This is a genomic window from Nonomuraea sp. NPDC003754, assembly GCF_053605785.1.
Map to the genome: position 1 here is coordinate 55980 of NZ_JBSGJX010000001.1, position 17294 is coordinate 73273.

The 17294-nt window shown below is 72.6% G+C and carries 12 protein-coding genes; 3 read left to right on the forward strand and 9 right to left on the reverse strand.

Features of this window, described 5'->3' with window-relative positions; genetic code table 11:
- Positions 1–41 precede the first annotated feature (41 nt).
- Positions 42–680 (forward strand): LysE family translocator, encoded by a 639-nt coding sequence (locus ACWEVS_RS00255; protein WP_449930713.1) that lies wholly within the window; start codon positions 42–44, stop codon positions 678–680.
- Positions 681–721: 41 nt separating this feature from the next.
- Here ACWEVS_RS00255 and ACWEVS_RS00260 read toward each other — a convergent pair whose 3' ends face one another.
- From ACWEVS_RS00260 to ACWEVS_RS00280, 5 genes are all read right to left on the reverse strand, one after another.
- A complete protein-coding gene (locus ACWEVS_RS00260) occupies positions 722–2305 on the reverse strand; it encodes an acyl-CoA synthetase (RefSeq protein WP_452549228.1) in 1584 nt (527 codons plus the stop codon).
- A gap of 34 nt (positions 2306–2339) precedes the next feature.
- Positions 2340–3488 (reverse strand): thiolase domain-containing protein, encoded by a 1149-nt coding sequence (locus ACWEVS_RS00265; protein WP_354911298.1) that lies wholly within the window; start codon positions 3486–3488, stop codon positions 2340–2342.
- A gap of 27 nt (positions 3489–3515) precedes the next feature.
- On the reverse strand, positions 3516–4535 hold the full coding sequence (locus ACWEVS_RS00270; protein WP_452549230.1) for a lipid-transfer protein: 1020 nt from the start codon (positions 4533–4535) through the stop codon (positions 3516–3518).
- Positions 4535–5416: a Zn-ribbon domain-containing OB-fold protein gene (locus tag ACWEVS_RS00275; RefSeq protein ID WP_452549577.1), complete on the reverse strand. Its 882-nt coding sequence runs from the start codon at positions 5414–5416 to the stop codon at positions 4535–4537. The genes ACWEVS_RS00270 and ACWEVS_RS00275 overlap by 1 nt, the downstream gene beginning before the upstream one ends.
- 73 nt (positions 5417–5489) lie before the next feature.
- Positions 5490–7019: an acyl-CoA synthetase gene (locus tag ACWEVS_RS00280; RefSeq protein ID WP_452549232.1), complete on the reverse strand. Its 1530-nt coding sequence runs from the start codon at positions 7017–7019 to the stop codon at positions 5490–5492.
- A gap of 232 nt (positions 7020–7251) precedes the next feature.
- On the opposite strand from ACWEVS_RS00280, the gene ACWEVS_RS00285 reads away from it, so the two are divergent.
- Positions 7252–8061, forward strand: a complete 810-nt coding sequence (locus tag ACWEVS_RS00285) for a crotonase/enoyl-CoA hydratase family protein (RefSeq protein ID WP_449930721.1) — start codon at positions 7252–7254, stop codon at positions 8059–8061.
- Positions 8062–8286: 225 nt separating this feature from the next.
- On the opposite strand, the gene ACWEVS_RS00290 is transcribed toward ACWEVS_RS00285, so the two are convergent.
- The 3 genes from ACWEVS_RS00290 to ACWEVS_RS00300 all read right to left on the reverse strand — a co-directional run bounded on the left by ACWEVS_RS00290 (position 8287) and on the right by ACWEVS_RS00300 (position 12682).
- On the reverse strand, positions 8287–9417 hold the full coding sequence (locus ACWEVS_RS00290) for an NAD(P)H-dependent flavin oxidoreductase (protein WP_354911289.1): 1131 nt from the start codon (positions 9415–9417) through the stop codon (positions 8287–8289).
- 140 nt (positions 9418–9557) lie between these two features.
- On the reverse strand, positions 9558–11747 hold the full coding sequence (locus tag ACWEVS_RS00295; protein WP_452549233.1) for an acyl-CoA dehydrogenase: 2190 nt from the start codon (positions 11745–11747) through the stop codon (positions 9558–9560).
- Positions 11748–11791: 44 nt separating this feature from the next.
- The gene (locus tag ACWEVS_RS00300; RefSeq protein ID WP_452549235.1) at positions 11792–12682 is read right to left on the reverse strand and encodes a hypothetical protein; all 891 of its coding nucleotides are present in this window, start codon (positions 12680–12682) and stop codon (positions 11792–11794) included.
- A gap of 262 nt (positions 12683–12944) precedes the next feature.
- Between ACWEVS_RS00300 and ACWEVS_RS00305 the strand changes: the two genes are divergently transcribed.
- Positions 12945–14006 (forward strand): S1C family serine protease, encoded by a 1062-nt coding sequence (locus tag ACWEVS_RS00305; protein ID WP_452549237.1) that lies wholly within the window; start codon positions 12945–12947, stop codon positions 14004–14006.
- Between the two features lie 44 nt (positions 14007–14050).
- Here ACWEVS_RS00305 and ACWEVS_RS00310 read toward each other — a convergent pair whose 3' ends face one another.
- Positions 14051–17230 (reverse strand): AfsR/SARP family transcriptional regulator, encoded by a 3180-nt coding sequence (locus ACWEVS_RS00310; protein WP_452549239.1) that lies wholly within the window; start codon positions 17228–17230, stop codon positions 14051–14053.
- Between the last annotated feature and the right edge of the window lie 64 nt (positions 17231–17294).

A 17294-nucleotide genomic window follows, 5' to 3' on the forward strand; every position in this document is an offset into this window, starting at 1 on the left:
TGCCGTTGTCCTCGGGGAACGGCGGTTCTTACCATGGCGGCATGCCGGATTTCGCGACACTCGCCCTCTTCTGCCTGGCCACGATGGCCCTCCTGCTCGTGCCGGGACCCGCCGTGGTCTTCATCGTGACCAGGAGCGTCGCGCAAGGGCGGGTGACGGGGCTGATCTCGGTGCTCGGCATCCACACCGGCTCGATCGTGCACGTGGCGGCCGCCGCGTTCGGCATCAGCGCGGTGCTGGCGGCCAGCGCGACGGCGTTCACCGTGGTCAAGTGGCTGGGTGTCGCCTACCTGGTGTGGCTGGGCGTGCGCAAGCTCATGACCAGGTCCGACAACGGCGAGACGGCGACGTTGAGCAGCCACTCGAGGTCGAGGGTGTTCTGGGAGGGGTTCGTGGTGAACGTCCTCAACCCGAAGACCGCGATCTTCTTCCTGGCGTTCCTGCCGCAGTTCGTGAAGCCGGAGGCGGGGCCCGTGGCGACGCAGATCGTGCTGCTCGGCGTGGTGTGGATGGCGCTCGGGATGCTCAGCGACGGCGCCTACGCCCTGCTCGCCTCGGCCCTGTCGGGACGCCTGCGCCACTCGGCCCGCGCCCGGCGCCGCCTCGATGTGAGCAGCGGTGTCGTCTACCTGGGCCTCGGCGCGGCGGCCGCGTTCACGGGAGAGCCCGCCAGGGCCTGACCCCGGCGCGCGACGCGGGTCACCGTTCCCGGAGGCCCGCGTCATCGACGGCCGAGGACCTGCTCCCTGGCCCAGCGGTAGTCCGCCTTGCCCGCCGGCGAGCGCATCATCTCGTCCACGAACGCGTACGTGCGCGGCACCTTGTACCCCGACAGGCTGCTCCTGCAGTGCGCGTCCAGCTCCTCCTCGGTGACCCGCATCCCCTTGCGCGCCTCGACGACCGCCGCGACCCGGTTGCCCCACCGCTGGTCGGGCACCCCCGTCACCACCGCGTCGAACACCGCCGGATGCCCCTTGAGCACCGCTTCGACCTCTTCGGGGAAGACCTTCTCGCCGCCGGTGTTGATGCACTGCGACCCGCGCCCGAACACGCTGATCGTGCCGTCGGGCTCGACCGTCGCCAGGTCGCCCGTGAGCAGCCAGCGGGTCCCGTCCTCGTCGGTCACGAACGTCCGCGCCGTCTTGTCGGGATCGTTGTAGTACCCGAACGCGATCCGGCCCGCCTTGGCCAGCGTGCCGAGCGCGCCGGGCTCGACCGGCCGTAAGCGCTCGTCGAGCACGGCCAGCCGGGTCGCGCCGGCCGTGTTCGGCTGGTAGCGCAGTCCCTTCTCCGGGGTGGAGCCCGCCACGCCGGAGGCGGTGAACCCCGACTCCGTGGAGCCGAAGTTGTCCAGGATCATGGTGTTCGGCAGCAGCTCCTGGAGCCGGTCGCGCACCGCGCCGCTGAGGATGGCACTGGTCGAGCTGATGACGAACAGCGACGAGAGGTCGTGGTCGCCCGCCGCGATCTCGTCGGCCAGCGGGCGGGCCATGGCGTCGCCGGTGATGTTCATCGACAGCACCTTCTCCCGCTCGACCGCGCGCAGCACGTCGGCGGGGTCGAACCTGCGGACGTACACCATGGTCGCGCCCATCCACCAGGCGATGAACGTGGCCATCTGCGTGGCTCCGTGCATCAGCGGCGCCACGGCCATCATGACGATCGGGTCGGCCTTGACCGCCTCCTCGATGACCTGCTCGGGGGTCTCGCGCGGCTCGCCGTACGGGTTGCCGCCGCCAAAGCCCATGAACAGGTCCTCGACGTGCCACATCACACCCTTCGGCATGCCGGTGGTGCCGCCGGTGTAGATGATGTAGAGATCCTGGCCGGACCGGGGCTCGAACCCGCGGGTGTCCGGCTGGTTCTCCAGCGCCTCCTCGTACGGCACGGCCGTCGCGACGGCCGGCCGGCCGCCCACCGCGATGAGGTGGCGCAGCTCCGGCGCCTGAGGCGCGACGGCGGCGACGCGCGCGTCGAACTCCACGTCGTAGACGAGGGCGGCGATGCGGGAGTCGGTGTAGAGGTAGAGGAGCTCGGCCTCGACGTAGCGGTAGTTCACGTTCACGGGCACGGCGCGCAGCTTGAGGGCGGCCAGGAGCGTGGCGATGTGCTCGATGCCGTTGTAGAGCTGCATGCCCACGTGGTCGCCCTGGCCGATCCCCTGCTCGCGCAGGTGGTGGGCGAGGCGGTTGGCGTGCGCGTCGAGCTCGGCGTAGGTGAGCCTGCGCTCGCCGCAGACCACGGCGACGCGGTCCCCGATGGCGTCGGCGAGACCTTCGAACAGGTCGGCGTGGTTGAACTCCATCGGGCCTCCTGGCATGCCTCTCAGCGAACGGGTGTCAGGGTTTGTCCGAGCCGACGATCCACATGGCGAAGAACTGGGCGCCGCCGCCGTAGGCGTGCCCGAGGGCCCGGCGGGCCCCGTCGACCTGGTGTTCGCCGGCCGTCCCTCGCACCTGCAGCGCCGCCTCGGCGAAGCGGATCAGCCCCGAGGCGCCGATCGGGTTGGAGGACAGCACGCCGCCGGAGGCGTTCCACGGGATGTCGCCGTCGAGGGCGGTGGCGCCCGACTCGGTGAGCTTCCAGCCCTCGCCCTCGGCCGCGAATCCGAGGTTCTCCAGCCACATCGGCTCGTACCAGGAGAACGGCACGTACACCTCGGCGACGTCGATGTCGCGCCGCGGGTCGGCGATGCCGGCCTGGCGGTAGACGTCGGCCGCGCAGTCCTTGCCGCCCTGCGGGTTCACGGTGTCGCGGCCGGCGCGGAAGATCGGCTCGGACCGCATCGCCGTACCGTGGACCCAGGCGGGGCGGCCGGTGACCGCGGACTCCGACGCCAGGACGACGGCGCACGCGCCGTCGGAGGAGGGGCAGGTCTCCAGGTAGCGGATGGGCTCCCACAGCATGGGCGTGGACTCGACCATCTCGCGGCTGATACCGGGGATCTTCAGGTGGGCGTAGGGGTTCTTGAGCGCGTTCTGGCGGTCCTTGACGGCGACGAGCGTGCCGACGTGGCCGGGCGCGCCGGTCCTGCGGATGTACTCGCGAATGTGCGGGGCGAAGTAGCCGCCCGCCCCGACGACCAGGGAGGAGTTGAACGGCAGGTGGGTCGACAGCGCCCAGGTGGCGTTCGACTCCGACTGCTTCTCGAAGGCCACGACGAGCACGCGCTCGTGCACCCCGCCCTGGATGAGGCTCGCCCCGACCAGCGCGGTCGAGCCGCCGACGCTGCCGGCGGTGTGGACGCGCATCATCGGCTTGCCCGCCGCGCCGAGGGCGTCGGCGAGGTAGGACTCGGGCATCATGACGCCCTCGAACAGGTCCGGCGCCTTGCCGATGACGACCGCGTCGATGTCCTTGAACGTCAGGCCCGCGTCCTCCAGCGCGCGGAGCGCGGCCTCGCGGACCAGGCCGGCGATGGAGACGTCCCTGCGCTTGGTGGTGTAGTGCGTCTGCCCGACGCCGATCACCGCACAACGGTTACCCATGCCGCTCACCGCTCCTCGTCCGACTGGTCATCCCGCCTCCATCACGGTCACGAGGTTGTGCTGCAGGCAGGGGCCGCCGGCGGCGTGCCCGACGGCACGGCCCGCGGCGCCGTCCATGATCCGCTGGGCCGCCTCGCCGATCCTGATGAGCCCGGTCGCCATGACGGGGTTGGCCGACAGCGCCCCGCCCGACGGGTTGATGACCGTCGAGGACGGCAGCTCCAGCGCCTCCCGCAGGATGATCTCCTCGTGGCTGAAGGAGGCGTGCAGTTCGGCCACGTCGACGGGTCCCTTGCCGACCCCCGCCGCGCGGGCGGCGTCGGCGGCGGAGGCGGACCTGGCCAGGTCGCGCACGCCCAGGTAGTGGGGTTCGATGCGATGCGCGATGCCCCTGATGTAGGCGGGGCGGGAGCGGATGCGCCCGGCCAGGTCGCCGGCCGCCAGCACCACCGCGGCCGCGCCGTCGGTGATCGGCGCGATGTCCCACTCCTTCAGCGGCTCCACCACGAACTCGCCCTCCTCCAGCGGCAGGTGGAGGGCGTTCGGGTTGGTCAGGCCGTCCGTACGGCTGCGCCTGGCGATCGCGTCGAGCTCGGCTCGGTCGGCGCCGAGCGCGCCGGCCTGCAACGCGGCGAAGGACAGCTGGTCGAGCCCGAGTGGCTCCAGGTAGTAGGGGTCGAGCTGGAGCGTCATGATCGTGCGCAGGTCGCCGAGCGACGACTTGCCGAAGCCGTAGACGAGCGCGCTGTCGACGTCGCCGTGCTGGAGCCGTACCCACGCCTCGTAGAGCGCCCACGCCCCGTCCATCTCGACGTGCGACTCGGAGATCGGCGGCCACGCGCCGAGCGCGTCGAGCGCGGAGACGAACGAGAACGGCGCGCCGGCGAGGTAGTCGCACGAGCCCGAGCAGGTGAACCCGAACGTCGACAGGCCCGACTGCTCCCGCACCGCCCTGATGACGGGCAGGATCAGCTCGGGCTCGGACAGTCCCGTGTCGTGGGCGGTGTGCCTGGTCTGGGCGAAGGCCACGACGGCCACGTCACGCATCACAACTCCACGTCCGGCTCGCCGGTGGGGGCGAACCACTTGATGTTGGACATCGAGAGCGTTCGCTCGTCCTCGGGCACCCAGACGGCCCGCACGCGCATGCCCTGCCGTACCTCGTGCGCGGGGATCCCGCCGACCAGGGCGATCATCGGGATGTCGGCGCCGTCGAGCAGGATGTAGGCCGAGACGAACGGGACCTCGGGGGCGCGTGGGTCGGGCAGGTTGTTGATCGCGAAGGTGGTGATGGTGCCGGTGTCGGGCAGCGTCACCTCCTCGCTGATCGGGTTGCCGCACCCGGGGCACGTCAGGCGGTACGGCACGTAGACCTTGTCGCAGACGCCGCACCTGCCGCCGATGAAGATCCCGTCCCTGACGCCGTGGAGGAACCTGGTGAGAGCCGGGCTCGCGGTCAGCTTGTAGGCCGTCCTGACCGGCGAGACGATCTTCGTGACTTCGGGGGCGAAGTGGGAGATGTCGGTGATGTGGCCGGTGCGGGTGGCGCGCCAGACCGGACGGACCCGGGTGCCGGGCGGCAGCGCCTTGGGATTGCCCGCGTCGACGGCGTGGACCAGCGCGGTGTCGGCGCCGTCGAGCTTGATCAGGGCCCAGGCGAAGGGACGGTCGAGCGGGTGGCCGTCCAGCGGCCGCCGCACCCATGCCGAGGCGGTGACCGTACCGGCGGGCCCGACCTCGACCCACTCGCCGGTGACGGGATCGCCGGTGGCGGGGTCGTACTCCAGCGGCGGCACCAGCGTCCTGCCCTCGGCGGTGCGCACTCCCACGAGCCTGCCGTCCCTCAGCTCGGTGAGGAAGCGGCCGATGACCGGTCCCGTCGTCCTGGTGTAGCCGCCGGGGAACTCCAGCACATGGTCGGCGGTCAGCGCGCCGGTCTGCCCGTCTGCTGTCGGCCCTTCGGCGGTCGGCGCGCCGGTCGGCGGCACGCCGGCGTCCGGCTCAGATGGCACGGTCACGGCCCTCCCAGTACGGCGCGCGGAGCTTGCGTTTGTGCAGCTTGCCGTTCGGCTCGCGCGGCATCTCCTCGATGAAGTCGATCGACTTGGGCCACTTCATCCTGGCCAGGCGGCCCTCCAGCGCCCTGAGGATGTCGGCGGCCAGTTCGGGGCCGGGGGCGACGCCGGGGGCGGGCTCGACGACGGCCTTGATCTGCTCGCCCCACTCCTCGTCCGGGATGCCGAACACGGCCACGTCGGCGACCGAGGGATGGATCATGATCTCGTTCTCGATCTCGGCGGGGTAGATGTTCGCCCCGCCCGAGATGATCAGGTCGGCCTTGCGGTCGCACAGGTAGAGGAACCCGTCCTCGTCGAGGTAGCCGATGTCGCCGACGGTGAAGTGGTCCTGGAGCCTGCCGGCGGCGGTCTTGGCCGGGTCGCCCTTGTACTCGAAGGCGACGCCCATCATCTTCATGTAGATGGTGCCGGGCGTTCCGGTCGGGACGGGTTCCCCCGCGTCGTCCACGATGAGCAGCTCGCTGATCGGCCACGCGGTGCCCACGGTGCCCGGGTGCTTCTTCCAGCCGTCGGGCGTGGCGATCGTGCCGCCGCCCTCGGTGGCGGCGTAGTACTCGTAGATACAGTCGCCCCACCACTCGAACATCGCCCACTTGACCGGGACGGGGCAGGGGGCGGCGGCGTGGATCATCCACCGGAGCGACGACAGGTCGTACTTCGCGCGGGTCTCCTCCGGCAGTGACAGCAGGCGCTTGAAGTGCGTCGGCACCAGGTGGGAGTTGGTGACCCGGTAGCGCTCGCACAGGCGGAGCGTCTCCTCGGCCTCCCATTTGTCCATGTAGACGAGCGTGTGGCCCATGTGCAGAGCCGTGCCGCCGAACTGGGTGACGGCGGTGTGGTAGTTGGGCGAGGTGACCAGGTGGGCGTTGGGCCTGCCGGGCGTGATGCCGAACAGCGTGAGCAGGAACGTCATCAGCTCGGCGCCGTCGTCGGGGTCGAGGCCCGACAGCTTGCGCCTGACGCCTTTGGGCTGGCCGGTGGTGCCCGAGGTGTAGTGCATGGTGGCGCCGGCCGTACGGTCGGGGGGCGCCGTGGTGGGACGGCCCTCCGTCAGCTCCTCGACCCGCCGGAAGCCGGGGATGTCGCCGAAGGCGAACGAGGCGCCCTCGACGAGGGGTTCGGCCTGGTGGAAGCGGGGGTGCACGAAGTAGGCCCTGGCCTCGCTGTCGGCCACGATGTAGGCGATCTCTGGGGCGGCCAGGTGCCAGTTGATCGGCGTGTAGTACCAGCCCGCCTGCAGCGCCGCCAGGTAGAGGACGAGACCGTCGACACCGTTCGGGACCAGACCGCAGATGCCGTCACCTGGCTGGAGGCCGAGCTCGCGCAGGCCGTGGACGAGCTGGTTGGCCCGGACGAGCAGATCTCCGGCGCGGTGTTCGGTGCCGTCGGGATCGACCGCGGCGATCCACTCGGGATCAGCCTGTGCCAGCCTCCAGAAACCGAGCGTGCCCATAGGGATCTCCCTCAACACGGCAAACGAGAACCTGTTCTCGTTTGTGACGGCAGACTAACGCGGGCCCGGCAGCCTAGCAAGCGCTTGATTATCGCCGGAGCATCGTCGAGGACGCCACGCCCCCACGATCGGCAACCTCCCGGCGCGACGCAAGACCCGCCCTTCCGCCGGACCGGCATCCCTGAGAGGATCAGCTCTACCAAGCGCTTGGTTTATGACGTGGAGGTCAGCCATGGACGTCCTGCCGATCAGCACCCCCCACTGCCGCGTCGAACGCGACGGCCACGTGGTGATCGTCACCATGAACCGGCCCGAGGCCAAGAACGCCCTGTCCTCCGACATGCTCATCGGCCTGGCCTCCGCCTGGGCCTACGTCTCGGCCGAGCCAGGGGTCCGCGCGGCCGTCCTGACCGGGGCGGACGGCACGTTCTGCGCCGGCGCCGACCTCAAGGCCATGGGCCGGCCGTCCGCCGACCCCGAGGTCCAGGCCAGGGCCGCGGCCATCCCGAACTTCCACTGGAAGGGGCTGCTGCGCGAGGACCTGCCCACCAAGCCGATCGTGTGCGCGGTGGAGGGCTACGCGGTCGCGGGAGGCACCGAACTGCTCGTCGGCACGGACCTGCGGGTGGTCGCCGAGTCGGCGACGCTCGGCCTGTTCGAGGCCAAGCGGGCGCTGTTCCCCATGGGCGGCAGCGCGATCAGGCTGCCCCGCCAGATCCCCTACTGCCACGCGATGGACCTGCTGCTCACCGGGCGCTCCGTCACCGCCGCCGATGCCCTGTCCATGGGGCTGGTCAACAGGGTCGTCCCGGACGGCCGGGCGCTGGCGGTGGCGCGCGAGATCGCCGACGACATCGCGGCGTCCGGGCCGCTGGCCGTCCAGGCGATCCTGCGCACCTACCGGGACACCCTCGGGCTGCCGGAGCCGGAGGCGCTCAAGGTCTCCGACGAGTACGGCTGGCCGGTGATCGGCTCGGCGGACGCGAAGGAGGGCGCGCGCGCCTTCAAGGAGAAGCGCCCCGCCGCCTTCGAGGGCCGCTGAGCCACCGTCGCGAGCCACTGCGCCACCGTCGAGCGCCGCTGCGCCACCGTCGAGGGCCGCTGCGCCGCCGCCCCGGGCGCTGAGCACCGCCGCCCCGCGCGCTGAGCACCACCGTCCCGGGCTCGCCCGCCCTCCGCCGCGGAACGTCGGCGGAGGGCCGGGGCCGGGGGGCGGAGAGCGGGGGCCGGGGCTGGGGGGCGGAGAGCGGGGGCCGGGGGCCGCCGGTCAGGACTCGGTGATGCGGCCGAGGCGCTCCATGGCCTCGATGTACTCCTCGACCATCTCGAACACCACGTCACGCGCGCTCTTGACCTGGTTCATCGCCCCGATGATCTGCCCGGCGGGGAAGGTCGCCAGCTCGGCCGCGTCGGACCTGCCGATGCGTCGCAGGGCGTCCGACACCAGCATGAACTGCAGCGGCATCGGCAGCGTGCCGGGCGAGTCCGCCGCCTCCCAGGCGTCGGTCCACTCGTTCCTGAGCAGCCTGGCGGGCTTGCCGGTCCAGCTGCGCGAGCGAACGGTGTCCCTGGAGGTGGCCGACAGGATGCGCCGTCTGGCCAGCTCGGGCGTGTCCGCCTCCTCGACGGTCAGCCAGATCGACCCCGTCCACACGCCTTCCGCGCCGAGGGCCATGCCGGCCGCCATCTGCCTGCCGCCGCCGATGCCGCCCGCCGCCAGGACCGGCACGTCGGAGCCGTCCGGCCCGGCGCCCCGCAGCGCGTCCACGGCCTGGGGGATCAGCACCATCGTGGAGATCTCGCCGGTGTGCCCGCCGGCCTCCGTGCCCTGCGCGACGACCACGTCCACGCCGACCTCGGCCTGCTTGACGGCGTGGCGGGGGGTGGAGGCGAGCGCGGCCACCTTCACCCCGTGCGCGTGGGCCAGCTCGACGACGTCGGCGGGGGGCGGGCCGAGCGCGTTGGCCAGCAGCGCGATCGGGTGCCGCAAGGCCACCTCGACCTGGGGCCTGGCGGTGGCGTCCGTCCAGCCGAGCAGCACCTTGCCGGGGTCGGCGTCGTCCGACAGCGGGGGTACGCCGTGCTCGGCGAGCAGGTTCTCGACGAACCTCCGGTGGCCCTCGGGGATCATGCCCTGCAGGCGGGAGACCAGCTCCTCGGCCGGGAAGTCGGCGCCCTCGTAGGAGGCCGGCATGACCACGTCGACGCCGTACGGCTTGCCGTCCACGTGGTCGTCGATCCACTTGAGCTCCATCTCGAGCTCTTCCGGGGTGAAGTAGAGGGCGCCCAGGACGCCCATCCCGCCCGCGCGGCTGACCGCGGCGACGACGTCCCGGCAGTGGCTGAAGGCGAAAATCGGTAACTCGATCCCGAACAGGTCGGTGACTCGTGTCCGCATGGCCTGACCATACGATCGGGGCGAGGAAAACTGCAACGCGTTCTACTCTAGAACCTTCGGTCGGTCCCCCGCACCGAGTGGTCTCCGGCACGCGACGGACCGGCTCCCGCCCTCCGGCGGGAGCCGGTCGCGCGAACGGTCTACTTGCCGGGCTCCGGGTCGCGGGGCAGGCCGAGCATGCGCTCGCCGATGATGTTGAGCTGCACCTCCGTGGTGCCGCCGTAGATGGTCATCGCCCTGGTCGCCAGCACCGCCCTGTTCCAGTAGCCGGCGTCGCCCAGCTTCATGTCCGCCGCCACGGTGGCCGCCTCGCCCAGCAGGTCCACCGCCGTCTCCGACACGTGCTGCGCGTGCGAGGTCGACAGCAGCTTCCGCACCGAGGCGTCGGCGCCGGGCTCGGCGCCCGCCAGCTGCTTGAGCGTCACCCTGAGCGACAGGGCGTCGATCGAGTGCCCCTCGCACACGACGGCGGCGACGGCCTGCTCCTCGACCGCCGTCAGCGGCCTGCCCAGCCGGGAGACCAGCCCGAGCAGGTCGGGCACCGAGGCGCCGGTCCCGCCGGAGCCCGACGACAGCGACACCCGCTCGTTGGACAGCGTGTTCCTGGCGACCTTCCAGCCCTCGCCGACCTGCCCGACCACCAGCTCGTCGGGCACGAAGACGTCGTCGAGGAACACCTCGTTGAACAGGTTCTCGCCGGTCATCTCGGTCAGCGGCCTGACCGTGACCCCCGGCGACTTCATGTCGACCAGGAAGTAGGTGATGCCCTCGTGCTTGGACCCGGCCGAGGAGGTGCGGGCGATGCAGATGCCCCATTCGGCGACGTGGGCGACGGAGGTCCAGATCTTCTGCCCGGACAGGGCCCAGCCGCCCTCCACCCGCGTGGCCTTCATCTGCAGGGAGGCGAGGTCGGAGCCCGCGCCGGGCTCGGAGAAGAGCTGGCACCAGATCATCTCGCCGCTGAGCGTCGCGGGCAGGAAGCGCTCCTGCTGCTCGCGCGTGCCGTACGCGACGACGGAGGGCACCACCCACGCGCCGATGATCATGTTGGGTGTCCTGACCTTGGCCGCCTTGAGCTCCTGCTGGACGAGGATCTGCTCAAGCGGGGCCGCGTCACGGCCCCACGGCCTGGGCAGGTGCGGCATCACGAAGCCGGCCGCGGCCAGCGCCCGCCGCTGCTCGACGCCGTCGAGGGCGGCGATCTCGGCGATCTCCGCGGCGATCGAGGAACGCAGGGCCGCCGCCGAGTCCGACAGCGCGATCTCCATGGGCCGCCGCACGCCGGACAGGGCCAGCGAGGCGACGGTGGCCGCCCACGACGACGAAGAGCCGAGCAGCGCCCTGAGGGTGAGCGCGCGCCGGTAGTAGAGGTGGGCGTCGTGCTCGAAGGTGTAGCCGATGCCGCCGAAGGTCTGGATCGCGTCCTTGGCGCACTGGACGGCCGCGTCAGGCGCCATGACGCCCGCGATGGCCGCCGCGTAGTCGAGCTCCTCGCCGCCGGCCCTGGTCGCGTCCCACACCGTGGCGCGCGCCTGCTCCAGCGCCACGAGCATGCGCGACAGCTTGTGCTTGATGCCCTGGAACTGCCCGATCGGCCGGCCGAACTGCACGCGCACCTTGGCGTAGTCGGCCGCCGCGCGCACGCCCCAGGCCGCCAGCCCGGTCGCCTCGGCGCCCAGGATGATCGCCGCCAGGTTCCGCACGCCGTACCGGCCCAGCACCCTGTGGGCCGGTACGGTCACCCCGTCCAGCGTCACCGTGGCCACGGCCCTGGTGATGTCGAGCGACCTGACCCGCTCGACCTCGGCCTGCGCGGCGTCCACGGCGATCCACACGTCGCCGACGGGGAGCACGAGCACGTCGGCCATCGCGCCGCCGAGCACGTGCGTCGCCGTACCCGAGACGACCACGGAGTCGCCGCCCTCCGTGGGAGCGGCCGACAGCAGGCCGTCGCCGGTGAGAGCGGCCGACAGGGCCACGGCGCCGGTCAGCGAGCCGTCGGCGAGCCCCGGCAGCAGTTCGGCGCGCGCCTTCTCGGACGCGGAGGCGGCGATGGCGGCACTGGCCAGCACGGTCGGCACGAACGGGCCCGGCGCCATCCGCTCGGCCAGCGCCTCGACGGCGACGGCCGTCTCCAGCAGGCCGTAGCCGGAGCCCCCGAACTCCTCGGGCAGGTGCAGGCCGAGCAGCCCCTGCTCGGCCAGGCCCGCCCAGAACGGCGGACGCCCGTCTTCCTGGGACCGCACGACCTCGGCGGCCACGTTGCGCTCCGCCCAGCCTGCCACCGACTCGCGGAGCGCCTCGTGCTCCTCGCTCAACCCGATCGCCATGTCAGCCTCCTATGGTTCCCAGAACCATATTCTAGAGGATGCTTCTATGCCGAACGTAGGCCCTTCACCAGAGTGTTGAGATCGCGCCAGTGGCTCTTGCCGCTCTCCGGAATCGTCGCCAGCAGCATCGCGGGCTTCTTCTTGCCCGCCTCGACCACCGCGGCCAGCGCCTGCGACGAGCGCCGCTCGCCGTCGAGGGTGTAGTCGACCCTGAACCCGACGATCCAGCCCTTGCCCTTGGCCAGCTTCTGCGAGCCCGTCCAGGTGACCGTGCCGCCCTCGGGGTGCTGGGTGCGCAGCGACCAGCGGGCCGCCCTGACCGCGAGATCCCGGTAGTCGGCGCTGGTCCTGGGCTTGTCGGCGGCCACGGGCAGCGGCGCCGAAGCCACCATGGTGTGCGGGACCTCCGCCTCACCCACCCGCTGGGCGATCACGAAGGGCGCGAACGACCTGGCCGCCCACGGCTTGCCGAGCTTGGGATAGCTGATACCGGTCCGCTCGTCGACGACCGTGCCGATCACCTTGCTCGCCTTGCCCGGCAGCGCGGGGAAGGCGAGGCTGTCCGGCGCCGGCGCCGTGACCGCGTCCTGCACCCCTGGCGCCGCGGCGGGCCCGGCGTCCTGCGCCCGCTGCTGTTCGGCGCTGTTCGGCTGGTCGCCGGAGAACAGCGCGAAGATCGCGACCACCGCGAGCACGGTGGCGACCACCGCGGCCAGCAGGTAGACCACCTTGATCGGGATGTCGCCGACGCTGGTCATGAGCCGTCCGACGAACCCCCTGCGCGGCGGTGCCGGCGGCGGCCTGAACGGTCCGGCCGTCGGCGGCATGGGCACGCTGACGGTCTGGTCGGCCGGCGGAAGCTCCACTCGCTGGAAAGGAGTGGTGGGCGCGTCATAGGAGGGCTGATACGGCTCCTGTCCCGGATTGTGAGCCATGTTCCGAGGCTACGTGATCGACACTCTTCCTTGGACAGAATGTCATTCTGTATGGTCGCCCGCATGAGGGGCGCGGCGCGCGGCCGGGCGACGAGCTCACCGCGCGGCTGCTGCGCCACTGCGAGCCGCGCCTGGCGCGGCTCAAGCACCCCCGCGTGATCGAGTATCGCGCAAGCCTGCCGCGCACTCCCACAGGCAAGCTGAGCAGGCGCGACGTCAGGGAGACGTATCTTTCCCGGTGATTCGGGGAAGGTAACCGCGCATGAGGATGATCGTCGTGGGCACCGCAGCGACAGCTGTGCTCATCTCCGGCTGCACGGGCTCCATCTCGCGCTCGACGCCTGCGCAACCGACCTCGCCGCGGCCCAGCGCCGCCCCCACGACGGCCTCCGCCCTGGAGCTGGAGCATGCCTACGAGAAGGTCATCCAGGACGTGCTGCCGTCCATCGTGCAGATCAACACGCGCGCCGGCCTCGGCTCGGGCATCGTCTACGACACCGCGGGGCACATCGTGACCAACGCCCACGTCGTGGGCGAGGCGACCCAGATGGAGGTCACCCCGGCGACCGGCGGGGCCGCGCGCAAGGCCAGACTGGTCTCCTCCTTCCAGGCGGGCGACCTGGCGGTGATCAAAGTGGCCAACCCCCGGGGGCTGACCCCCGCCACGTTCGGCGACTCCGCCAAGGCGCGCGTCGGCCAGATCGTGCTGGCCATGGGCAATCCGCTGGGCTTCTCCGGCAGCGTCACCAACGGCATCGTCTCGGCGGTCGGCCGGACGATCAGCGAGCCGCAGAGCGACTCCGGCGGCACGGTCGCGACGATCGCCAACGCCATCCAGACCTCGGCCGCGATCAACCCCGGCAACAGCGGCGGCGCGCTGGTCGACATGTCCGGGCGGGTGATCGGCATCCCGACGCTGACCGCGACCGACCCCGAGCTGGGCAGCGGCACCGCGCCGGGCATCGGGTTCGCCATCCCCAGCAACACCGCCACCGACATCGCGGCGCAGATCGTGAAGGACGGCAAGGTCAGCAACTCGCGCAAGGCCGCGCTGGGCATCCTCGGCCGGACGGTGATCGGCCGCGGCGGCGCCGAGGCGGGCGTCGGCGTGGTCCGCGTCACCAGGGGCAAGAGCGCGGCCAACGCCGGGATCGAGGAGGGCGACGTGATCCTCTCGATCAACGGGACCGACACCCCGTCGATGGCCGCCCTCTCGGAGGTGCTGGCGACGCTGAAGCCGGGAGATCAGACCAAGGTCGAGGTGCTCAAGCAGGACGGCTCCACCGTCACGGTGAACGTGACGCTGACCGAGCTCACCGCCTGACCGAGCTCACCGCCTGACCGGCAAGACGCCGATCAGGCGAGCCGTCAGAGCAGCCCCGCCACGTCCTCACGCGGCAGCGCCACGCCCCTGGCGTACGCGCGGGCGAAGGCCTGCTCGCCCAGCACCGCGCGCGCCCGGTCCCGCACCCGCTGGACGTCGCTGTCGCCGGGCAGCGCCATGCCGCGCAGCCCCTCGCCCACACCCAGCAGCAGCGCCGCCCGCTCGTGGTCGCCGCGCAGGCCGGCCAGGCCCGCGAGCCCTTCCACCGCGATCGCCAGCGCGGGCAGGCTCTGCACGCGCAACGCCGCGGCGAAGGCCTCCTCGTGCCTGGACGCGGCGAGCTCGACGGCGCCGGTGTCCGCCGCGATCCGGCCGAGCGCGACACCGACGTGCACGGCCGTCAGCGACTCGCCGAAGGACCCGCTCGCCTGCCCGTCCCGCAGCACCTCCTCGTAGCGGCGGCGCGCGTCATCGAGGTCGCCGCGCAGCCTCGACACGTCGGCCAGGCCGCAGGCGGCCCTCGTGGTGCCCTCGAGCGCGCCCACCCCGCGGGCCAGCTCGGCCGCCTGCCGGAAGTCGGCCTCGGCCCTGTCGAGGTCGCCGAGGAGCAGCCATCCCTCGCCGCGCTGGCTCAGCAGGTCGGCGATGTCCTCCTGCGCGCCGAGCTCACCGACCAGGCGCAGCGCCTCCTCGATCAGCTCGGTGAACCGCTCCCGCTGCCCGCGCCACGCGGCCACCCTGACCAGCTCCGACAGGGCCATCGCCATGCCGAGCCGTTCGCCGAGCGAGCGGAAGTAGTCGAGCGCGAGCCCGAACTCCCGCTCGGTCCCCTCCACGTCGCTCTCCATCAGATGGCAGAGGAACCCCCGCCCGACGTGCTTGAGGCCGTTCACCCAGGGGTCGGCGCTGGCCTGCACGCGCTCCATCATCACGCCGAGGAAGCCGTCCTCGACGGAGGGGCCGACGAAGCTGCCCCAGAAGAACGACAGCTGGGGACGCTCGGCGATCAGGTCCGTCTCCCGCATCAGCCGCTTGGCCGCCTCCAGGTGCTCGCCGGCCGCGGCCGCGCTGGTCACGCAGATGACGTACTCGGCCTCGAGCCCGTCGGGGGGCCGGGTGCCGACGGCGGCCAGCAGGGCGCGGGCGGGACGCACGCCGACGCCCCGGCGTCCGCGCAGCCACCAGTACGTCGACAGGTCCGCGAAGATCAGCAACGCCATGGCCGGGTCGTGCTCGGTGGCCCAGCCCAGCGCCGCCAGCAGGTTGTCGTGCTCGGGGTCGAGCCGGGCCGCCCACACCAGCTGCTCGGCCCGCAGCAGGTGAGGGGCCGCCTCGCGCAGCAGGCCGAGGAAGTAGGCGGCGTGCGCCCCGCGGCAGCGGCCCTCCTCGCCTGCCTCGTCCAGCCGTTCGGCGCAGAACGCGCGGATCGTCTGCAGCATCCGGTAGCGGTCGCCGACCAGCTCGACCAGCGACTTGTCGGCCAGCCCGGTGAGGAGTTCGACGGTGTCCGCCGAGCCGCAGACCTGCTCGGCCGCCTCCAGCCGGGCGCCGTCCGCGAACACCGTCAGCCGCCGGGCCACCTCCCGCTCCCTGTCGTCCAGCAGGCCCCAGCTCCACTCGACCACCGCGCGCAGCGTGCGGTGCCGTGGCTCGGCCGTACGGCTGCCGCGCGACAGCAGCCCCAGCCCGCCCTCCAGCCTGGCCGCGACCTCGGCCACCGACAGCGAGCGCAGGCGGGCGGCGGCCAGCTCGATCGCCAGCGGCAGGCCGTCGAGCGCCGCGCAGATCCGCCGTACGTCGGCGCGGTTGTCCTCCCCCACCGCGAACCCGGGGCGCACCGCGGCCGCCCTGTCCTCGAACAGGTGGACGGCGGGCGAGCCGGCGAGCGGGGGGACCGGCCAGACCCGCTCGCCCGTGATGCCGAGCGCCTCCCTGCCGGTGGCCAGGACCCGCAGGTCGGGGCAGGCGGTGAGCAGGCGGTACGCGAGCCCGGCCGCCGCCTCGACGACGTGCTCGCAGTTGTCGAGGACGAGCAGCATCGCCCGCCCCGCCAGCGCGCCGACCAGGCGGTCGGCGGGGTCCGGGACGTCCTGGCCGACGCGCAGCCCCAGCCTGGTGAGCACGGCCTGCGCCACGTCGCCGCCCTCGGGCAGCGCGCCGAACTCGACGAAGCCCACCTCGCCGGGCACCGTGGCCGCGGCCTCGACGGCGAGCCTGGTCTTGCCCGCGCCGCCCGGACCGGTCAGCGTGACCAGCCGGGACCGCTCCAGCAGGCCGCGGACCGCGGTCAGGTCGTCCTCCCTGCCGACGAAGCTGGTCAGCTGCGCGGGCAGCGCGGCGCGCGACCCCCGCTCGGAGGGCGGCGCGGCACGCGGACCCCACACGGGAGGCCCTGCGGCACCGGAATCCCGGGCGAGGGGAGGCGCGGCGCCCTGGCCCCGCTCGGCGGGCGGCGGCGCGGTGGCCTGGCGTGGCGGGGGCGCGCCGCCGCCCGGCGTGTGGAGCTCGCCGCGCAGCGCCGCCAGGTGGATCTCCCGCAACTCCGGGGAGGGATCGACGCCCAGCTCGTCGGCCAAGGTCCGGCGCGCGTCCTCGAAGACGGCCAGCGCCTCGGCCTGCCGTCCCGTGGCGTACAGGGCCCTGATGAGCTGGCCGCGCAGCCGCTCCCTGACCGGGTGGGCGGCCACCAGCTCCTGCAGTTCGGCCACCAGCCCCCGGTGCCGCCCGAGCTCGAGATCGGCCTCCACGCGGTCCTCCGTGGCGCCGAGCCGCGCCTCCTCGAGCCGCGCCACCTGGGCGGGCGCGAACGGCGCCGCGCGCACGTCGGCCAGCGCGGGCCCGCGCCACAGCCGCAGCGCCTGGCCGAGCAGCTCGGACCGCTCGGCGGCCGAGACCGTGGCGCGCGCCTCGCGGACCAGGCGTGCGAAGCGGTGGGCGTCGACCTGCTCGCGGTCCACGGCCAGCAGGTAACCGGCGGGGTGGAACTCGATCGGGGTGTCCAGGGTCCTGCGCAGCCGGGAGATCTGGGACTGCAGCGCGTTGGTCTCGCCGGTCACGGCCTGCTCGCCGTACAGGCCCTCGATGAGCCGCTCGGTGGGCACGATCCTGCCCGCGTCGAGGATCAGCAGCGCCAGCAGGGCGCGCAGGCGGGCGCCGGCGACGGTGATCGCCTCGCCGTCGGCTCGCCGCGCCTCGACGGGCCCGAGGATCCCGAACCTGGTCACTCGGCCTCGTACGGCAGGTCAGGGGCGAACGAGCGGGCACGGCAAGGGGAATGTCCCGCCCCAT